Raw genomic sequence first — 18141 nt, forward strand, 5'->3', positions numbered from 1 at the left:
AACGTTTTTTCAATGCTGCCTATCACTCGGTGTAAAACCTTGTGATATTGCAAAGGTAATAAATAGATTCTTAATAAACTATTTTTTCTTGGATAAAATGTGTCTTTCCAAAACAAAATGCTATATTTGTAGGGTATTAACTTTAATGACTAAGGATTATGGAAGAGAACGATAAGAGTAAGCTTGTGGAGGTATTCTCCGGTTCGCTCTGGGAGGCGGAACTGATAAAAGGGCTGTTGAAGGACAGAGGCATTGATTCTAATATTAAAGATGGTATCCTGGCCGTTGGTGTTTTGCCGGAAGCGATGGTGGATGTAGCCGTGGTGGTCAATGAGGCCGATTACGAACCGGCTATGGACGTGATTCGAGAACGGAGTAGGGAAAATTCGGTGGATTAACAACAGAAAAGACAAATATGGCAGAAGAATTAACATTGAAGTACGGCTGTAACCCCAATCAGAAGCCGGCCCGCATCTACATGCAGGAGGGGGAATTGCCTATAGAGGTATTGAACGGTCGTCCTGGTTACATCAACTTTCTGGATGCGCTGAACGGATGGCAGTTGGTGAAAGAACTGAAAGAGGCTACCGGTATGCCGGCAGCTACGTCGTTCAAACATGTCAGCCCGGCAGGTGCAGCCATAGGTTTGCCGTTGGACGAAACGTTGAAGCAGATTTATTTTGCAGATGACCTGCCGCTTTCCCCCTTGGCTTGTGCATACGTGCGTGCCCGCGGTGCCGACCGTATGTCTTCTTATGGCGATTTCATTGCCTTGAGCGATGTGTGCGACAAAGAAACAGCGGCCTTCATTCATCGCGAAGTCTCCGATGGCGTCATTGCTCCGGGCTATACGGAGGAGGCGTTGGAAATCTTGAAGGACAAGCGCAAAGGCACGTACAACATCATCCGGATAGATCCTGGCTATAAGCCTGCCCCTGTTGAACATAAAGATGTGTTTGGCATAACCTTTGAGCAGGGCCGCAACGAAATCAAGCTGAACGGTGATGACTTGTTTGCCAATATTCCCACACAAAACAAGAACTTCACAGACGAAGCCAAACGCGACTTGAAGATAGCCCTTATTACGCTGAAATATACGCAGTCTAATTCCGTCTGCTATGTGAAAGACGGGCAGGCTATTGGCATTGGGGCCGGTCAGCAGAGCCGTATTCACTGCACGCGCCTGGCTGGAAACAAGGCCGACATTTGGTATCTCCGCCAGCATCCCAAGGTTCTCAACCTCCCTTGGGTGGAGAAAATCCGACGTGCCGACCGCGACAATACCATCGACGTTTATATCAGCGACGATCATGATGATGTGCTGGCCGATGGTGTGTGGCAGCAGTTCTTTACAGAAAAGCCTGAAGTCCTTACCCGCGAGGAGAAACGTGAGTGGCTGAAAGGTTTGAAAGGCGTATCGCTGGGTTCGGATGCATTCTTCCCCTTTGGCGACAATATTGAACGGGCACATAAGAGTGGGGTAGAATACATCGCTCAGGCTGGTGGTTCAGTGCGCGATGACCATGTTATTGCAACGTGCGATAAGTATGGCATTGCTATGGCCTTTACGGGTATCCGGCTCTTCCATCATTAAATGGAGGGATATTCCTTGTTGGGTATAACAAAAAAAGAGGGCACTGATGTGTCCTCTTTTTTTGTTCTCAACCTTCCGTGGGTTGGCTTATGCTTCCGTTTTTTCGTTCCTGATGCTTTCGTCGATGACTTTGATCTTTTCCTTCATCAGTTCGATGTCTGCTTTCAACTTCTCAACCTTACGGTTCAGTTCAGAGAGCAGGCTGTTGCCTTTCTTTGAGGAAGCTGTTAGGAAGCCCAGGTTGTTTTCGTATGTCTGCAGTTCGCTTTTCATGTTTTCAAAGGCACGCACCAGTTTTTCGCGTTCGCGGTAAAGTTGCGAGCTTCCACCTTCTTGTAACGCACTGACAGACGATTTGAAATTGCTCAACTTCTTGTTGGATGCACTGATGTTGAATTGTTCAAACAGCTTGTCTACGATGTTGTGGTAACGTTTGTAAATCTTGTCCTTGTCTTTCAGAGGAACATGACCTATTCCGTTCCATTCTTTCATCAGGTCGCGTACTTTCTGCGCAGTTTCTTCTGCATCTGCCTTATCGTCGATGGCAGTCAGTTGGTCAATGATTGCTTTTTTCTTTTCCAGGTTTTCTTGTTCCTGTCCGCGTTGTGCGGACATACTCTGGTTCCGTTGCTCGAAGAAGTAATCGCAAGCCGTAATGAAGCGTTTCCATACCTCGTTGGAGTGCCGTTTGTTGACAGGCCCGATGGTTTTCCATTCTTTCTGCAATTGAGTCAGAGCCTCGGCCGTGGCTTTCCAGTCGGTGCTTTCTTTCAGTGCTTCTGCTTTTTCGCACAAGGCCCGTTTCTTTTCCAGGTTGGCGCTCATGTTCTCCTTCATAGCTTTGAAGAACCCATTGCGTTTATGGAAGAAATCATCGCAGGCTTTGTGGAATCGTTCGTATATTTGTACGTTCATTTTTTGGGGTGCATATCCGATGGTTTTCCACTTAGCTTGCAGGGCAATGACTTCCTGCGCCTTTTCTTCCCATTGAGCAGGAGTAGTCAGGCTGTTGCAGTCAATAGCTTCTACGATTTCGCAAATTACGGTCTTTTGGTCCAAGTTGTTACGTTCGCGCTCTTTCAGCGATTCGAAGTATTGCTGATGGCGTTTGTGTACAGCAGTTGAGGCAGCCCGGAAACGCGACCAAATCTCGTCACGTTGTTCCTTGGCCACGGGACCCGTATCGCGGAATTCCTCGTTCAGTTTCTGCCATTGATGGAAAGCTGAAACTACATCTTGTTCATCAGCCAGTTTCTCGGCAGCTTCGCATAAGCGCTGCTTGATCTCAAGATTCTTCTTGAAATCATATTCGCGGAACTCGTTGTTTAACTTCAGCAGGTCGTAGAACTTTTCTACATAGAGCTGGTAGTTTTTCCATAGTTCGTTGACTTTGTTGGCAGGCACAAGGGTAACTTCGTTCCATTGTTGCTGCAGCTTTTTGAACTCTGTGTAGTTCTTGTTGGGATCATCAGGTGATTCCACCAAGTCTTTCAACTCTTCGATGATGGAGAGTTTAACTTGCAGGTTCATTTCCTTTTGTTTTTCCTGTTCGGCTGCAAGGGCATTCCTTTTTTCTTTGATGACGGACATAATCTTCTTGAATTCCTCCTCCGCCGGGTCGGGCGCAGGAACAAAGTCTTCGACAGAGCCTCCGTTTTCAATGAATTGTTTCTTGGCTGCTTCCTGTTCGGAGTTGTGCTGCTTGTAGAAAGCTTGTTTCAGGCTGTCTATTTCTGCCTTGGTTGTGCTTCCCACGCTGTCAGTCATCTCTTTAAGTTGGGCCAGGATTTCTTCCTTGGTCAGCTTTTGTACAGGTTCTACCGGCTGTTTGTTGATAGTCTCTTCTTCAGCAGGAGTTTCCACCACAGCCGGTTCGGGAACTTCTGCTGCTTTCTTTTCTTCTTCTAATTCCACCGGCTTTTCGGGGAGATTAGTGTCATGAGTGTCCGTCATTGTATTTAATTTTTTTAGCGGATTGCCCGCTTGTGTAATATCAAGCTACAAATTAATGAAATAAAAATGGTTTTTTCCTACTGTTTAGGCATTTTTTTTCGTTTTTTGCTTCTTAATCTTATGAAAGCAACACTGTGATGCCCATATAGAGCATCATACCAATGATGTCGTTGGTAATAGAGATGAACGGTCCGGTGGCAATTGCCGGATCCACTTTCAGCTTTTCCAGCGTCATGGGAACCAGTGTGCCGAAGATAGAAGCGAACATTACTACGGCAAATAGGCTGATGGATACTGAATAGGTCACCGTGGCAGCCGCTCCGAAGCGTACGAAGTTGTATACATACACCAGCAGTGAGATAATGGTGGCATTGATGGCAGCTACCATGGCTTCTTTAGCTACTTGCTTCAGGGTGTCTTTGGCGTTGAGCGAACTGTTGGCCAGTCCTTGCACGATGATGGCCGACGATTGCGTACCCACGTTTCCACCTGTGCCACCAATGAGAGGGATGTAGAGTGCCATCTCGGGATGGGCAGCAAAAGTACTGTCGAAGTTACCCAGAATCATGGAGTTGCCGATACCGCCCAACATGCCGATGAGCAACCAGGGTAAGCGGGCCGAAGTCTGGCGTACCAGGTTGTCATCTGTTTCTACGTCCTGTGACAGACCGGATGCCAACTGGTAGTCGCGTTCCGACTGTTCGCGCACTTCGTCCATGACATCGTCTACGGTGATTTGCCCCACCAGGCGGCCTATACTGTCGATGACGGGTACGGCTACCAAGTCATACTTCTCAATGGTCTGTACGACTTCGTCGATGGGGGTGTCTACGTGTACGGAGATAGGGTCTTTTTTCATCACATGTTTTACCTTCGACACCGAAGGTGAAGTTATCATCTTTTTCAGTGGGAAGACACCTTGCAGCCGGTCTTCATCGTCGATGACATATACATAATAGATTTCGTCAAGGTCTTCTGCCTGCTGTCGCATTTCTTTCAGGCATTCGGGCATACTCCAGTTTTCGTTGACGGTCACCATTTCCGTACCCATCAAACCACCGGCCGTATCCTCGTCATATTTCAGCAAGTCTACGATGTCGCCCGCCTGTTCGATGTCTTCGATGTGCGAGAGCACCTCTTCCTGTTTGTCCTCGTCGAGGTCGCGCATCAGGTCTACGGCATCGTCTGTGTCCATGTAGTCCACGAAACGTTTGGCGATGGTTTCGGAGGGCAAGGCATCCAACAGTTCCTTGCGGACATCTTCGTCCATTTCCACCAGTACGTCTGCCGCCGTTTCATTGTCCAGCAAGCGGTAGACGAAGCGGGCTTCTTCCAGGTCGAGTTCGTTGCATAGTTCGGCAATGTCGGCCGGATGCAAGTCGGTTAACAGGCCTTTTACGCTTTCGGCATCTTTCTGTTCGATGAAGCCTTTTACTTTTTCAATGTATTCTTCGTCCATTTCCATAGGTCACAATCTTCAGTATATGGTCGGGTTCGTTGGTTCTTCTTGAGTTTTCAGCACTTCCTCCACTTGGTTAGTCAAGTCGATGAACTGCTGTACAGACAGTTGTTCGGGACGTTTGTCAAACAGCGAGTCTTGCACCAGCGGGCAGTCTTTGCCCAATATCGGTTTGATAGAGTTGCGCAATGTTTTGCGCCGTTGGTTGAAAGTAGTCTTCACGATTTGCCGGAACAGTTTTTCGTTGCATCCCAACGACTGAGTTTCGTTGCGTGTCATGCGTATGACAGCACTTTTCACCTTTGGGGGTGGATTGAACACATGTTCGTGTACGGTGAACAGGTATTCCACGCGATACCATGCCTGAATGAGCACGCTCAGTATGCCGTATGTCTTGCTGCCCGGTGCGGCAGCCATGCGTTCGGCCACTTCTTTCTGAATCATGCCCGTGCAACAGGGAATGAGATCTTTGTATTCCAACATCTTGAAGAATATCTGACTGGAGATGTTGTAGGGATAGTTACCGGTAAGGACGAAGGGCTTGCCGTCGAACAGGCGTTCGAGGTGCATTTTCAGGAAGTCATCCTCGATGATGTTGTCTTCCAGCTGCGGGAAGTTTTCGCGCAGGTAGGCCACCGATTCATAGTCGACCTCCACCACCTTGAGCGGACGTTCCTTGCGGAGCAAGAACTGCGTGAGCACACCCATGCCCGGTCCTACCTCCAGGACGGGCAGGCCGGGGCAGGTATCGATGGTGTCGGCGATGTCCTGCGCTACCTTCAGATCCTTCAGGAAATGTTGGCCCAGAAATTTCTTTGGCTTGACTGATTTCATCTTTTTAAGATACGGATTTTGTATGGCTGTTGTTTTGCGCTTATCTTTGCACCCCGCAAAGATAGCGTTATTTGGCCGGATTTGCCTTATCCGAAGCAGATAAAATATACGCGGCCTGCGCATCGGTGCCTTGTAAGTACCACTGTAATGAATAAATTGCTAAAAGAAATATTGCGCGTAGCATTTCCCATTGCCTTGGGAATCTTTATCATGTATTGGGTGTACCGTGATTTCGACTTTGCCCGTGTAGGGCAAGTGTTGTTGCATGGCACCTCGTGGGGGTGGATGCTGTTTTCGTTATTTTTCGGTGTGATGAGCCATGTCCTTCGCGGTTGGCGCTGGAAGCAGACGCTGGCACCGTTGGGTGCCTGTCCGCGTGCCGGTAATTGCGTCGATGCCATTTTCATTTCCTATGCCGCCAATCTGGTGTTGCCCCGTGTAGGTGAGGTGTCGCGTTGCGGCGTGCTGGCGCGTTACGACCATGTATCCTTCTCCAAGTCGCTGGGTACGGTGGTGACTGAGCGTTTGCTGGACGGGGTGTGCATCCTGCTTATTACCGGCTTTACCTTTCTGTTGCAGATGCCTGTGTTCCTGCGTTTCTTTGAGGAGACAGGCACCAAGATTCCTTCGCTTGTCCATCTGCTTTCTTCGCCGTGGTTCTATGTGTCTTTGTTTTCCGTGGCGGGTGTGCTGGTGTTGCTTTATTACCTGCTGCGGATGCTTTCGTTTTTCGAGCGGGTGAAGGGAATGGCACTTAACCTGTTGGAGGGGGTCTGGTCGCTGCGCCACGTTGGCAATGCGGGGCTGTTTGCTTTTTATACGGTAGCCATCTGGCTTTGCTATTTCCTGCATTTCTATCTCACGTTCTTCTGTTTTGACTTTACCTCTTCGCTCAGTTTCCAGGCAGGGCTGGTGATGTTTGTGGGAGGTACGTTTGCCGTCATTGTGCCTACCCCTAACGGGGCAGGACCGTGGCATTTTGCCGTTATCACCATGATGATGCTTTATGGAGTGAGCGATGAAGATGCTTCGATGTTTGCCCTTATTGTGCATGGCATACAGACGTTGTTGGTCATTGTGTTGGGTATGTACGGGTGGTTGCATGTGTTGCTGGCAAACCGTCGGACTCAGGCGTCCTGATGACAATACTCTGAACGGAAAGTTCTTATACTTTAGAAGCCGATTGCTTATCGCTTCCAGGCGGACTGCTTATCGCTTGGAATTTCCCTTCTTTTATATGTGCCAGTCATAAGCTTGTGTCTCAATGTTTTGCTCATTCCCTATGTGTTCTTTCAACAGATTGGGTTCCTTTTCCCTTTTGCTGGAGTCGGCTCAAAATAATTCTTTCTGGAGGCATCTGCTGTAATCACGAGTTTTTTATTTAAATTTGCACTTTCAAAAAACAAAAAACATCAGTGTAATTATTATGAAGCAGAAACTTTTTATTCTCCTGCTCCTTGGCCTGTGCGCGCCAATTTTGTCTATGGCTCAAGCCAAGAAGGAACTTACGCTGGCAGAGACCGTGAACGGTGCTTTCCAGCAGGAAAACATTTATGGGGTCATCCCTATTCCGGGCGATGGCGAACATTATTCGCAGATGAATGCCCAAGGCACTCAAATCGTTAAGTATTCATTCAAAACCGGCCAGCAGGTAGAAGTGCTGTTCGATGCTGCCACAGCCCGTGAGTGCCCCTTTAAGCATTTTGACAGTTACAGCTTTTCGCCCGATGGCAGCACGCTGCTCATTGCCACCGAAACACGTGCCATCTACCGGCGTTCATACACGGCTGTGTATTATCTTTATAGCTTGAAGCGTAACATGGAGGGCAAGATAGACAATAAGGTAGAAGCCTTGTCGGATGGCGGGCCGCAGCAGGTACCCGTATTCTCGCCCGATGGCTCTATGGTAGCTTTTGTGCGCGATAACAACATCTTCCTGGTAAAGCGCCTTTATGGAAACAGTGAAAGCCAGGTGACTACCGATGGAAAGCGTAACGCCATATTGAATGGTACGCCCGATTGGGTATATGAAGAAGAATTTGCCTATAACCGTGCCCTTGAGTTCAGCGCCGACAGTAAGATGCTGGCTTATGTGCGTTGGGACGAGTCGGCTGTGCCTTCATATTCTTTTCCTCTTTATGCAGGCGAGGTGCCGCACCGTGCCGACTATGAGAAATATCCCGGCTCCTATACCTATAAGTATCCCAAGACCGGCGAGGTAAATTCGAAAGTATCAGTTCATACTTTCGATATTAAGACGAAAGTCAACCGGCAGGTACAGGTTCCGATGGACGAGGACGGCTACATCCCCCGTATACGTTTTACTAAGGATCCTGAAAAATTGGCAATTCTGACGTTGAACCGTCATCAGAACCGTCTTGAACTATATTTTGCCAATCCGCGTAGTACGGTTTGCAAACTGGCGCTGCGGGATGAGAGCGATACGTACATTAAGGAAAATGTATTCGACAACATTGTGTTTTATGCCGATAACTTTACGTTTATGAGTGAACGCGACGGTTTCAACCACCTTTACTGGTATAGCATGAATGGAAATCTGTTGAAACAAGTCACTAAAGGCGAATTTGAAGTGAAGCAGTTTCTGGGCTATGATAGCAAGACCGCTACTTTCTATTATACCAGCAACGAAGAGAGCCCCATGCGCCAAGCTGTCTACAAAATAGACCGTAAGGGACGCAAAACAAAACTCTCGCAGCAGCCGGGTATCAATTCACCCCAGTTCAGCACAGATTTGAGGTATTTCCTGAACCGTTACACCAGTCTGAATACTCCTACCGTTATTACGCTGAACGATAATACCGGCAAGACCTTAGCCACTCTGGTCGACAATGCAGCACTGAAAGAAAAGCTGGCCTCTTACCAGATGCCGGAAAAGAAATTCTTTTCTTTCCAGACATCAGACGGCATCATGCTGAACGGCTGGATGATGAAGCCTGCCGACTTTGATGAAACGAAGAAGTATCCGGTCATTATGTACCAATATAGCGGTCCGGGTTCGCAGGAAGTGCGCGATGCTTTCAGCATCAGTTGGGAAACTTATATGGCCTCGCAAGGATATATCGTAGTTTGCGTAGACGGACGCGGAACCGGTGGTCGGGGAGCTGCTTTCGAAAAGTGCACTTACATGAACTTGGGTGTCAAGGAGTCGCATGACCAGGTGGAAGCGGCTCTCTATTTAGGCATGCAGCCTTATGTCGATAAAGAACGCATTGGTATCTGGGGCTGGAGCTTTGGCGGATACATGACGCTGATGAGCATGAGCGAAGGTACGCCGGTATTCAAGGCTGGAGTGGCAGTGGCTGCTGTTACGGATTGGAATTATTACGATACAGTGTATGGAGAGCGCTTCATGCGTACTCCTCAGGAAAATACCGACGGATACCGGGCTTCGTCTGCGTTCACACGTGCCGATAAGTTGCACGGGCATCTGTTGCTGGTGCATGGTACTGCCGATGATAACGTACATTACCAGAACTGTGCCGAATATGCGGAACGGTTGGTGCAATTGGGAAAGCAGTTTGATATGCAAATCTATACCAACCGCGACCACAGCATCTGGGGTGGCAATACCCGTTTGCATCTTTATACTAAGCTGACGGATTTCTTTAATATGCACTTGAAATGAGTGGAGAAACACGTAAGCCCGAGTGGCTTAAAATAAGCATTGCTGCCAATGAACGGTATGCGGAAACCAAGCGTATTGTAGAATCGCACTCTTTGCATACCATCTGCAGCAGCGGCCGTTGTCCCAATATGGGAGAATGCTGGGGACACGGTACGGCTACATTTATGATAGGAGGTGACATTTGTACGCGTTGCTGCAAATTCTGTAACACCCGTACCGGCAAACCGTTTCCGCTCGATGAAAAAGAACCGGTACATGTGGCCGAATCGGTGGCGCTGATGAAGTTGTCGCACGCTGTCATTACTTCGGTAGACCGCGATGATTTGCCCGATTTGGGTGCTGCGCACTGGGCACAGACCATTCGGGCGATTAGGCGGATGAATCCGGACACCACTGTCGAAGTCCTTATCCCCGACTTCCAGGGACGGCGGGAACTGGTGCAGCAGGTTATAGAAACCGGTCCCGATATTATTTCGCACAATATGGAGACCGTACGCCGCATCAGCCCCATGGTACGGAGCGCTGCCCGTTATGAGACCAGCCTGGCTGTATTGCAGCAGATTGCAGAAAGTGGCATTGCCTGCAAATCGGGCATTATGGTAGGACTGGGAGAAACACCTGAAGAAGTGGAAACATTAATGGATGATCTTCGCGCTGTAGGGTGTAAGATTCTTACCATAGGGCAATATCTGCAGCCCTCCCGCCAGCATTATCCGGTAGTAGAATACGTGACGCCTGCCCAATTTGCCGCCTATCGGGAATTGGGCCTGGCGAAAGGATTCTCGCAGGTGGAAAGCGGTCCGTTGGTGCGTTCTTCCTACCATGCTGAAAAGAGCCGGCTTTTATTGAAATGCCTTTGATCGTGAACATTTCCCGTAAGCCACATGTTATGACGAAAGAACGGATAAGTGATACGGGAAATGGTACTGTCGAGCAAATATAATTTTTCTCTTGGTTTTGTGCCAGCCATCGTCGCCATTGTGGCAGGTACATTCATTGCACCAGTCTATGCCGCCTGCATGGGAGGAGGTATAGGACTGGTGTTTTGTTTTATGAGCCGGAGACAGGCATTACCTTTCTTTCTGTTGTATGGCACTACGGTGGTGCTGTTGTTGTTGAGCGTAGTTTTCGTCTTATTCCCTTATTCACCACCGGGCAATCGTCTTCCGATATTGTTTGAAGGCATCCTTCTGCTTCCTCCTCTCCTGTTGTTGGCGTTAGGAAACAGGTGGGTTGCTCCGGCATCAGCCAATGCTGCAGCTCACAGGCAACATTCTTTGTTGCAGGGCGCTGAGGCTGCCATTGTCTCGGCACGTATCGTATTTATTCTGGCTCTCATTCATGGATTGTTCCTGTTGCTTGCCTGGCTGGCTGGTCATCCGGTGGACGGTAAGATTGATATTATGCTTTATAAAGTGGCTCCTCCTGGCGTTTTTGCCATGGCTATTTTGCTGAATCAGGCAGGAATTGTTTATTTTAACCGGCGTCTGAAAAGGGTCGCTTTTGTACCGGTTGTAAACACCTGCGGCGAAATAGTGGGCAAGAAACCACTGCTGTCCACTATTCTCCGGTCGGATAAAGAGGCTGTTTATCCTATTGTACGTATTGCAGTCACAGTGTATGGCATGCTCTATTTATTGCCCCGGTCGCAGAATTGTTTGAATGAAGCAGGGAAGACAGACCTGCCGGTAGAGAGTTTCCTGATTTATGGTGAAAGCGTGGAGCAAGCTGCCCGGAGGGCTGCCCGGCATGTGTTTCCCAAGGCTTCTTTATCATCCCTTTGCTTTAATTTCAAGTATTATTATCACGATGATAACAGCAATCGTTTGGTCTATCTTTTCTTGCTTGAATTAGATAATGATGCCCCTTTGCTTACCCTGCACCAGGCTAATGGAAAACTCTGGCCTATCGGACAGATAAGCCGGGATTTGGGCAAAGGATATTTCAGCAAGTTCCTGGAACAGGAGTTCGAACCGCTGAAAGAGATTATTTGTACAAGAGAAAAATACAGGGAGTTTTAGAAAGGTCGGGCAAATGTCCTTGCCAGTTTTTCACTGATTGGGTTTTGATATATTGGTCCTCGCAAGTGATGTTGGCTGCAATGCATAGTTTGGTTTGCGGGCGACAGTGGTGCAGGATGTCCTCCATCAGTCTGTTGTTGCGGTAGGGCGTTTCGATGAAAAGCTGGGTTTGCTGTTCTGTATAGACACGCTGCTCTAATTGTTTCAGTTTTTTGGCCCGTTCTCCTGCTTCTATGGGGAGATACCCGTTGAAGGAGAAACTTTGGCCGTTGAAACCTGATGCCATAACAGACAGTATGATGGATGAAGGTCCTACCAAGGGTACTACTTTCAGGTTCTTTTGCTGGGCTATGGCTACTACATCAGCGCCGGGGTCGGCTACGGCTGGGCATCCGGCTTCCGAAATCACGCCCATCGGGTTTCCTTCTTGCAGAGGTTTGAGGTAGCCTGAAATGTCGGCGGGTGAGGTATGCTTGTTCAGGGGATAGAAAGTCATGGAATCTATATCAAACTCCTTATTGACTTTTTTAAGGAAACGGCGGGCAGAGCGCACGTCTTCCACGATGAAATAGCGGATATGGGCTATTACTTCCAGATTATAGGAAGGAAGCACTTTGTCCAAGGGGGTATCCCCTAAAGTAACAGGCAACAGATAGAGTGCAGGTTCCATGATGAATAATTGGTGGTAATAGAGAGACTATTTAAATCTTTCTCTGTTTCAACTGTTGTTCTGCATGGCAGACTGATAGCTGCTTTGCATTTCTGCATACTTCCCGGTAGAATCCGTAAAATTTAAGCAGGCTCTGCATGAAAACATACATGTAGCGACAGGTGCCAACTCCTTTTTTCATCCGGTGTCGGCACCCGGCGCTCAGTGTAGATTTGTAGGAAAAAACTTATTTATCCATAGATAATGTGTCCGTTTTCGTCCATGTATTCTTCCAGTCCTTTCTGGTAAGTATTCATGGCACGCAGGCTCATACCCATGCTTGAAAATCCGCCGTCATGATAGAGATTCTGCATGGTTACCTTACGGGTTAAGTCGGAGAACATGACAATGCAATAGTCTGCACATTCATCGGCAGAAGCATTTCCCAGGGGAGACATCCGGCTGGCAAAGTCGAAGAGCTTGTCCATGTCTTTTACGCCCGAACCGGCAGTCGTCATTGTGGGTGACTGTGAGATGGTGTTGACACGCACATGGTGTTCGCGACCATAGATATAACCGAAACTGCGTGCGATAGATTCCAAGAGGGCCTTGGCATCGGCCATGTCGTTGTAGCCGAAGAACGTGCGTTGGGCTGCCACATAGCTGAGCGCCAAGATGGAACCATATTCGGCAATGGCATTCAGCTTTTTCGCTGTCTGAATCATCTTATGGAAGGAGATGGACGAAATATCCAAAGTCTTTCCGAGCATGTCATAATCAAGGTCGTCGTAAGTACGTTTTTTACGCACATTGGGAGACATACCAATAGAATGCAGCACAAAATCTATTTGGCCGCCCAACACTTCCATAGAACGTTTGAATACGTTTTCCAGGTCGGGCACGCTGGTTGCATCTGCGGGGATAATCTCGCAGTTCAATTTCTCGGCCAGGGCAGATACTTCGCCCATACGCACAGCTACCGGTGTGTTGGACAAGGTGATGGTTGCCCCTTCGGCAACAGCCTTTTCAGCCACTTTCCAGGCAATGGACTGCTCGTTCAGAGCACCGAAAATAATGCCTTTCTTTCCTTTCAGCAAATTGTAACTCATAGTTGCATTAAGTTAAATTGAGGCTGCAAAGATAGGAAGAATCTGCCAATGTCGTATCTTTGTACCGTCAAATTAAAGGATTTATAAGAGAAAATGAAGCAACTTGTCATCTTCGACCTGGACGGCACTCTGCTGAACACAATCGCAGACCTGGCTCAAAGCACGAATCATGCTCTGCGAACCTTGGGGTATCCCGTACACGAATTGTCTGCCTATCCTTTTATGGTAGGCAACGGTATCAACAAGCTTTTTGAACGTGCATTGCCCGATGGGGAGAAAAGCCAGGAAAATGTGCTCCGCATGCGGGCTGAGTTTATTCCTTATTATAATGTGCACAACGCTGATATGAGCCGGCCCTACGAGGGCATTCCGGAGTTGCTGGAGCAATTGCAGGCCAAAGGTATACAAGTGGCGGTGGCTTCTAATAAATATCAGGAGGCTACGGTGAAGCTGGTGGCTCATTATTTTCCAGGAATTCGTTTTACGGCAGTATTGGGGCAACGGGAGGGCATTCCCGTAAAGCCGGACCCTGCTATCGTGAAGGATATTCTTGAAGAGGCTGCTGTCTCTGCAGTAGATGCCTTGTATGTGGGCGATTCGGGGGTAGATATGCAGACGGCACACCAGGCCGGTGTGGAAGCCTGTGGGGTAACGTGGGGCTTTCGTCCGCGTGCGGAACTGGAGTCTTTCTCTCCGGCTCATATAGTGGACAGGGCAGAAGATATTATAAAATGCTGCGAATGACAGGGCTTAAATAATGGAGGGCTTATGGAGCAGCCTTTTCTTTACAATGATTTTTCGACCTTTCTTCGCAGCCGTTTTGCAGGAAAGGTGCAGAAAATATCGCTTAATGCGGGATTTACTTGCCCTAACCGGGACGGAACAAAGGGGTGGGGAGGATGTACATACTGCAACAACCAGACTTTCAATCCCGATTATTGCCGTACGGACAAGAGTATAAGCCTGCAATTGGAAGAAGGTAAGAAATTCTTTGCACACAAGTATCCCGACATGCAATATTTGGCCTATTTTCAGGCCTATACCAATACATACGGAGGAATAGACGGGTTGAAGCACAAGTATGAGGAGGCTTTGGCCGTGGACGGTGTTGTGGGGTTAGTCATTGGTACACGGCCGGATTGTGTCTCTGCCGAACTTTTGGATTATCTTGCCGAACTGGAAAGGCAGACATTTGTTCTGGTTGAGTATGGCTTGGAGAGTACGGACGATGTTACCCTACGACGTATTAACCGCGGGCATACGTGGGCCGATTCGATGAGGGCTGTGTGTGAAACGGCTGAACGTGGCATTCTGTGTGGCGGACACGTCATCCTCGGATTGCCCGGAGAGAGTAGGGAAAATATCGTGGCACAGGCGGCAGTGGTCTCTTCCATACCGCTCACTACCTTGAAAATGCATCAGCTCCAGCTTATCCGCGGTACACGCATGGCACAGGAATATGAAGAGCATCCGGAAGATTTTCATTTGTTCGGAGTGGATGAATATATGGAGGTGGTGATTGATTACGTGGAGCACTTACGTCCGGACATCGTGCTGGAGCGTTTCCTTTCGCAGTCGCCCAAGGAACTGCTTCTTGCACCCGACTGGGGACTGAAAAACTATGAGTTTAACCATCGCTTGCAGAAAAGAATGCGCGAACTCAACGCTTATCAGGGAAAAAAGTATGAGATGTGAGGAAAAAGAATTACCTTTGTACCCGTATTAACTGTGGAATTAATCTAAATAAAGACTGAAACCGAAATGAACGAGAAGACTCTGATTAAAGGAAAGATTCACTACGTGGGTGTCAACGACCGTCAGAAGCACCTCTTTGAGGGTATGTGGCCGTTACCTTTGGGTGTGTCTTACAATTCTTACTTGATAGACGATGACATCGTGGCGCTGGTTGATACCGTAGATGCCTGCTATTTTGAGATTTTTCTGCACAAAATACGCACCATTATCGGACAGCGTCCCATACAATATCTTATTATTAACCACATGGAACCCGACCATTCCGGTTCCATCAGCCTCATTAAACATTATTATCCGGACATCGTTATTGTGGGCAACCGTCAGACGTTTGGCATGATTGACGGTTACTACGGTGTGACGGGCGAACGCTATGAGGTGAAAGAAGGTGATTTCCTGGATCTGGGGCATCATAAACTGCGCTTCTATCTTACTCCTATGGTGCATTGGCCCGAGACAATGATGACTCTGGACGAAACGGAGGGTGTGCTCTTTTCGGGTGATGCCTTCGGTTGCTTCGGTACGTTGGATGGAGGATTCCTTGATACCCGCATCAACACCGACCGTTATTGGGACGAGATGATTCGTTATTATTCCAATATCGTGGGCAAATATGGCAATCCAGTACAGAAAGCCATGGCCAAATTGGACAACCTGCCCATTACAACGGTTTGCTCCACCCACGGACCGGTGTGGACAGCGGATATTCCCCGTGTACACGATGTCTACGCACGGCTGAGCCGCTACGAGGCTCAAGAGGGTGTGGTCATAGTTTATGGCAGTATGTACGGACATACGGAGCAGATGGCCGAAACCATTGCCGCCGAGCTCTCTCATGAGGGTATCCGTAATATTGTGATGCACAATGTCAGCAAAAGCCATCCTTCTTATATCTTGCGCGATATATTCAAATATCGCGGTCTTATCATCGGCAGTCCTACTTATTGCAACCAGATATATCCCGAAGTGGAATCATTGCTCGACAAGATTCTGCTGCGCGAGGTGAAAGGTCGTTATTTGGGATTGTTCGGTTCTTTCACTTGGGCTGGTGCAGCCGTGAAACGCATGGGTGAATTTGCAGAAAAGAGCAAGTTTGAACTGGTGGGTGACTCCGTGGAAATGAAACAGTCCATGACACCCCTGACCTTCGAACAATGCGAACACCTGGCGCGTCAGATGGCTGCCCGTTTAAAGAAGGACCGGAAATAAGCAAAGGAAGAAGAAACGAGAAACGAAAACTCATTTTATTAACCATTAATATTTGGTATCATGCGAGTAATTATTCAGCCGGATTATCAATCCGTATCCAAGTGGGCGGCCAGTTACGTAGCCTCCAAAATCAAGGCTGCTAACCCTACGCCCGAGAAACCTTTTGTGCTGGGATGTCCTACAGGTTCTTCACCTCTGGGCATGTACAAGGAACTGATTGACCTGAACAAACAGGGGGTCGTTTCCTTTCAAAATGTTGTAACCTTCAACATGGATGAGTATGTAGGCTTGCCCAAGGAGCATCCCGAAAGCTATTACTCTTTTATGTGGAACAACTTCTTCAGCCACATTGACATCAAGCCCGAAAACACCAACATCCTCAATGGAAATGCTGCCGATCTTGATGCCGAATGTGCCCGTTTCGAAGAGAAAATCAAGTCGTATGGCGGCGTAGACCTCTTTATGGGAGGTATCGGTCCCGACGGACACATCGCCTTCAACGAACCGGGCTCATCGCTGTCTTCACGTACCCGACAGAAAACATTGACTACGGACACCATCATCGCCAATTCGCGCTTCTTCGACAACGATGTCAATAAAGTGCCCAAAACGGCTCTTACCGTAGGTGTAGGTACTGTGCTTAGTGCCAAGGAAGTGATGATTATCGTAAACGGACACAATAAAGCTCGTGCCCTTTACCACGCTGTCGAAGGTCCTGTGATGCAGATGTGGACTATCAGTGCCTTGCAGATGCATGAAAAGGGCATTATCGTATGCGACGATGCAGCTACCGATGAACTGAAAGTAGGTACATACCGCTACTTCAAGGATATCGAGTCTGAGCATCTTGACCCGGCTTCGCTGCTGAAGTAAAAAATCGGGTTTGTAGTTTAATCGGCGCGTCCCTTCTTTCCGGTAGGGGGAAGGGGGCGCCGTTTTTTTTGTCTGTAGTGCCGTCATCATCTATAATCCTTTTTTTATTTTAACCCTTTCTCTGTCATTACCGATGAAGTGTCTGGTTTGCTTCCTTCTTTACTTCTTGCCTTGGTTGTCTTCCTTCAGTCAGTCTCAGTGGGACGGGCTGAGGCAAAAGATTATTTCTTATGTAGCTGAAAAACCTGCGCAGATAGGTGTGGCTCTGGTCGTGGACAGTCGTGATACCATTTGTGTGAACGACGCTTGCCGTTATCCATTGATGAGTGTGTTTAAATTGCATCAGGCCATGGCTGTAACCCGGTGGTTGCGTGCTCATGGGACTTCGTTGGATTTTCCTGTCAGTCTGACTCCTGCCGATTTGAAGCCAAACACCTACAGTCCTCTGCGCGATTGTTATCCGCAGGCAGGAGTAACTTTACCTGTAGGCAGATTGTTGACTTACACCTTGCAGTGGAGTGACAACAATGCCTGCGATATTCTTTTCGATCGTACATACAGTGTAGAGCAGACAGATAGTTGTCTCCACTCCTGGGGGCTTGATCATTTTAGTTTGTCTGTCAATGAAGATGAGATGCACGACTGTCCGGAGCGTTGTTATGACAATTGGAGTACGCCCCTGTCGGTAGCCTGTCTGTTGGAAATGCTGTTTACGCATCCGGCTTTTGCCGGCGGGGCAGAAGAAGCCTTTGTGCGCCGTCAGCTACAGGAGTGTGCCACGGGGCGGGATCGCCTTGCTGCCCCTTTGGAAGGAACAAAGGCCCTGATTGCTCATAAGACTGGTACCAGCGACCGCAATGCACGTGGCTTGTGGACAGGCATTAACGATGCGGCATTCGTCAGTCTGCCCGACGGAAGGCATTATACCCTGGTGGTGCTGGTGAAAGATTCTGCCGCTTCCATGGAAGAGACCTGCCGTTATCTGGCTGATATTTCGGCGATGGTGTTTGCTGCCATGGAGAGAAACGGGCAGTGAGATGCC

General features: G+C 48.4%; 16 protein-coding genes. 11 read left to right on the forward strand and 5 right to left on the reverse strand.

Annotated features, from left to right (window positions below):
* The first annotated feature begins 158 nt into the window (after positions 1-158).
* On the forward strand, positions 159-398 hold the full coding sequence (locus tag B5F34_RS07135) for a DUF2007-related protein (RefSeq protein ID WP_087336549.1): 240 nt from the start codon (positions 159-161) through the stop codon (positions 396-398).
* Between the two features lie 17 nt (positions 399-415).
* Positions 416-1594 carry a phosphoribosylaminoimidazolecarboxamide formyltransferase gene (locus tag B5F34_RS07140; RefSeq protein ID WP_087336551.1) on the forward strand — a complete coding sequence of 393 codons (1179 nt, stop codon included), beginning with the start codon at positions 416-418 and terminating at the stop codon, positions 1592-1594.
* 87 nt (positions 1595-1681) lie between these two features.
* On the opposite strand, the gene B5F34_RS07145 is transcribed toward B5F34_RS07140, so the two are convergent.
* From B5F34_RS07145 to rsmA, 3 genes are all read right to left on the reverse strand, one after another.
* The gene (locus B5F34_RS07145; protein ID WP_087336555.1) at positions 1682-3547 is read right to left on the reverse strand and encodes a DUF349 domain-containing protein; all 1866 of its coding nucleotides are present in this window, start codon (positions 3545-3547) and stop codon (positions 1682-1684) included.
* A gap of 118 nt (positions 3548-3665) precedes the next feature.
* Positions 3666-5006: a magnesium transporter gene (mgtE, locus tag B5F34_RS07150; protein ID WP_087336646.1), complete on the reverse strand. Its 1341-nt coding sequence runs from the start codon at positions 5004-5006 to the stop codon at positions 3666-3668.
* Between the two features lie 18 nt (positions 5007-5024).
* Complete coding sequence (gene rsmA, locus B5F34_RS07155) at positions 5025-5840, reverse strand: 16S rRNA (adenine(1518)-N(6)/adenine(1519)-N(6))-dimethyltransferase RsmA (RefSeq protein ID WP_087336558.1); 816 nt, start codon at positions 5838-5840, stop codon at positions 5025-5027.
* Between the two features lie 147 nt (positions 5841-5987).
* Between rsmA and B5F34_RS07160 the strand changes: the two genes are divergently transcribed.
* The 4 genes from B5F34_RS07160 to B5F34_RS07175 all read left to right on the forward strand — a co-directional run bounded on the left by B5F34_RS07160 (position 5988) and on the right by B5F34_RS07175 (position 11507).
* On the forward strand, positions 5988-6980 hold the full coding sequence (locus tag B5F34_RS07160) for a lysylphosphatidylglycerol synthase transmembrane domain-containing protein (protein ID WP_087336562.1): 993 nt from the start codon (positions 5988-5990) through the stop codon (positions 6978-6980).
* A 286-nt stretch (positions 6981-7266) separates the two neighbouring features.
* On the forward strand, positions 7267-9486 hold the full coding sequence (locus B5F34_RS07165; protein ID WP_087336565.1) for a S9 family peptidase: 2220 nt from the start codon (positions 7267-7269) through the stop codon (positions 9484-9486).
* Positions 9483-10346, forward strand: a complete 864-nt coding sequence (gene lipA, locus B5F34_RS07170; protein WP_087336568.1) for a lipoyl synthase — start codon at positions 9483-9485, stop codon at positions 10344-10346. Before B5F34_RS07165 ends, lipA begins: the two co-directional genes overlap by 4 nt.
* 48 nt (positions 10347-10394) lie before the next feature.
* Positions 10395-11507, forward strand: a complete 1113-nt coding sequence (locus tag B5F34_RS07175) for a hypothetical protein (RefSeq protein WP_140392975.1) — start codon at positions 10395-10397, stop codon at positions 11505-11507.
* Here the strand turns inward: B5F34_RS07175 and B5F34_RS07180 are convergent.
* Both B5F34_RS07180 and B5F34_RS07185 read right to left on the reverse strand, forming a co-directional pair.
* The gene (locus tag B5F34_RS07180) at positions 11473-12177 is read right to left on the reverse strand and encodes an SAM-dependent methyltransferase (protein ID WP_087336575.1); all 705 of its coding nucleotides are present in this window, start codon (positions 12175-12177) and stop codon (positions 11473-11475) included. The two genes, B5F34_RS07175 and B5F34_RS07180, sit on opposite strands and share 35 nt — an antisense overlap.
* 230 nt (positions 12178-12407) lie before the next feature.
* Positions 12408-13265 carry an enoyl-ACP reductase gene (locus B5F34_RS07185; RefSeq protein ID WP_087336579.1) on the reverse strand — a complete coding sequence of 286 codons (858 nt, stop codon included), beginning with the start codon at positions 13263-13265 and terminating at the stop codon, positions 12408-12410.
* A 93-nt stretch (positions 13266-13358) separates the two neighbouring features.
* Between B5F34_RS07185 and B5F34_RS07190 the strand changes: the two genes are divergently transcribed.
* The 5 genes from B5F34_RS07190 to bla all read left to right on the forward strand — a co-directional run bounded on the left by B5F34_RS07190 (position 13359) and on the right by bla (position 18135).
* The gene (locus B5F34_RS07190; RefSeq protein WP_087336582.1) at positions 13359-14009 is read left to right on the forward strand and encodes an HAD family hydrolase; all 651 of its coding nucleotides are present in this window, start codon (positions 13359-13361) and stop codon (positions 14007-14009) included.
* Positions 14010-14033: 24 nt separating this feature from the next.
* A complete protein-coding gene (locus B5F34_RS07195) occupies positions 14034-14960 on the forward strand; it encodes a TIGR01212 family radical SAM protein (RefSeq protein WP_087336585.1) in 927 nt (308 codons plus the stop codon).
* A 66-nt stretch (positions 14961-15026) separates the two neighbouring features.
* Positions 15027-16226, forward strand: coding sequence for an FprA family A-type flavoprotein (locus tag B5F34_RS07200; RefSeq protein ID WP_087336588.1), 1200 nt, complete (start codon positions 15027-15029; stop codon positions 16224-16226).
* Positions 16227-16286: 60 nt separating this feature from the next.
* Entirely contained in the window at positions 16287-17099 is an 813-nt protein-coding gene (gene nagB, locus B5F34_RS07205) for a glucosamine-6-phosphate deaminase (protein WP_087336591.1), read from the forward strand.
* A gap of 133 nt (positions 17100-17232) precedes the next feature.
* A complete protein-coding gene (bla, locus tag B5F34_RS07210; RefSeq protein ID WP_087336595.1) occupies positions 17233-18135 on the forward strand; it encodes a class A beta-lactamase in 903 nt (300 codons plus the stop codon).
* Positions 18136-18141: the final 6 nt, after the last annotated feature.

Origin of the sequence: Mediterranea sp. An20 (assembly GCF_002160055.1) — a bacterium.
Taxonomy (GTDB): Bacteria; Bacteroidota; Bacteroidia; order Bacteroidales; family Bacteroidaceae; genus Bacteroides; species Bacteroides avicola.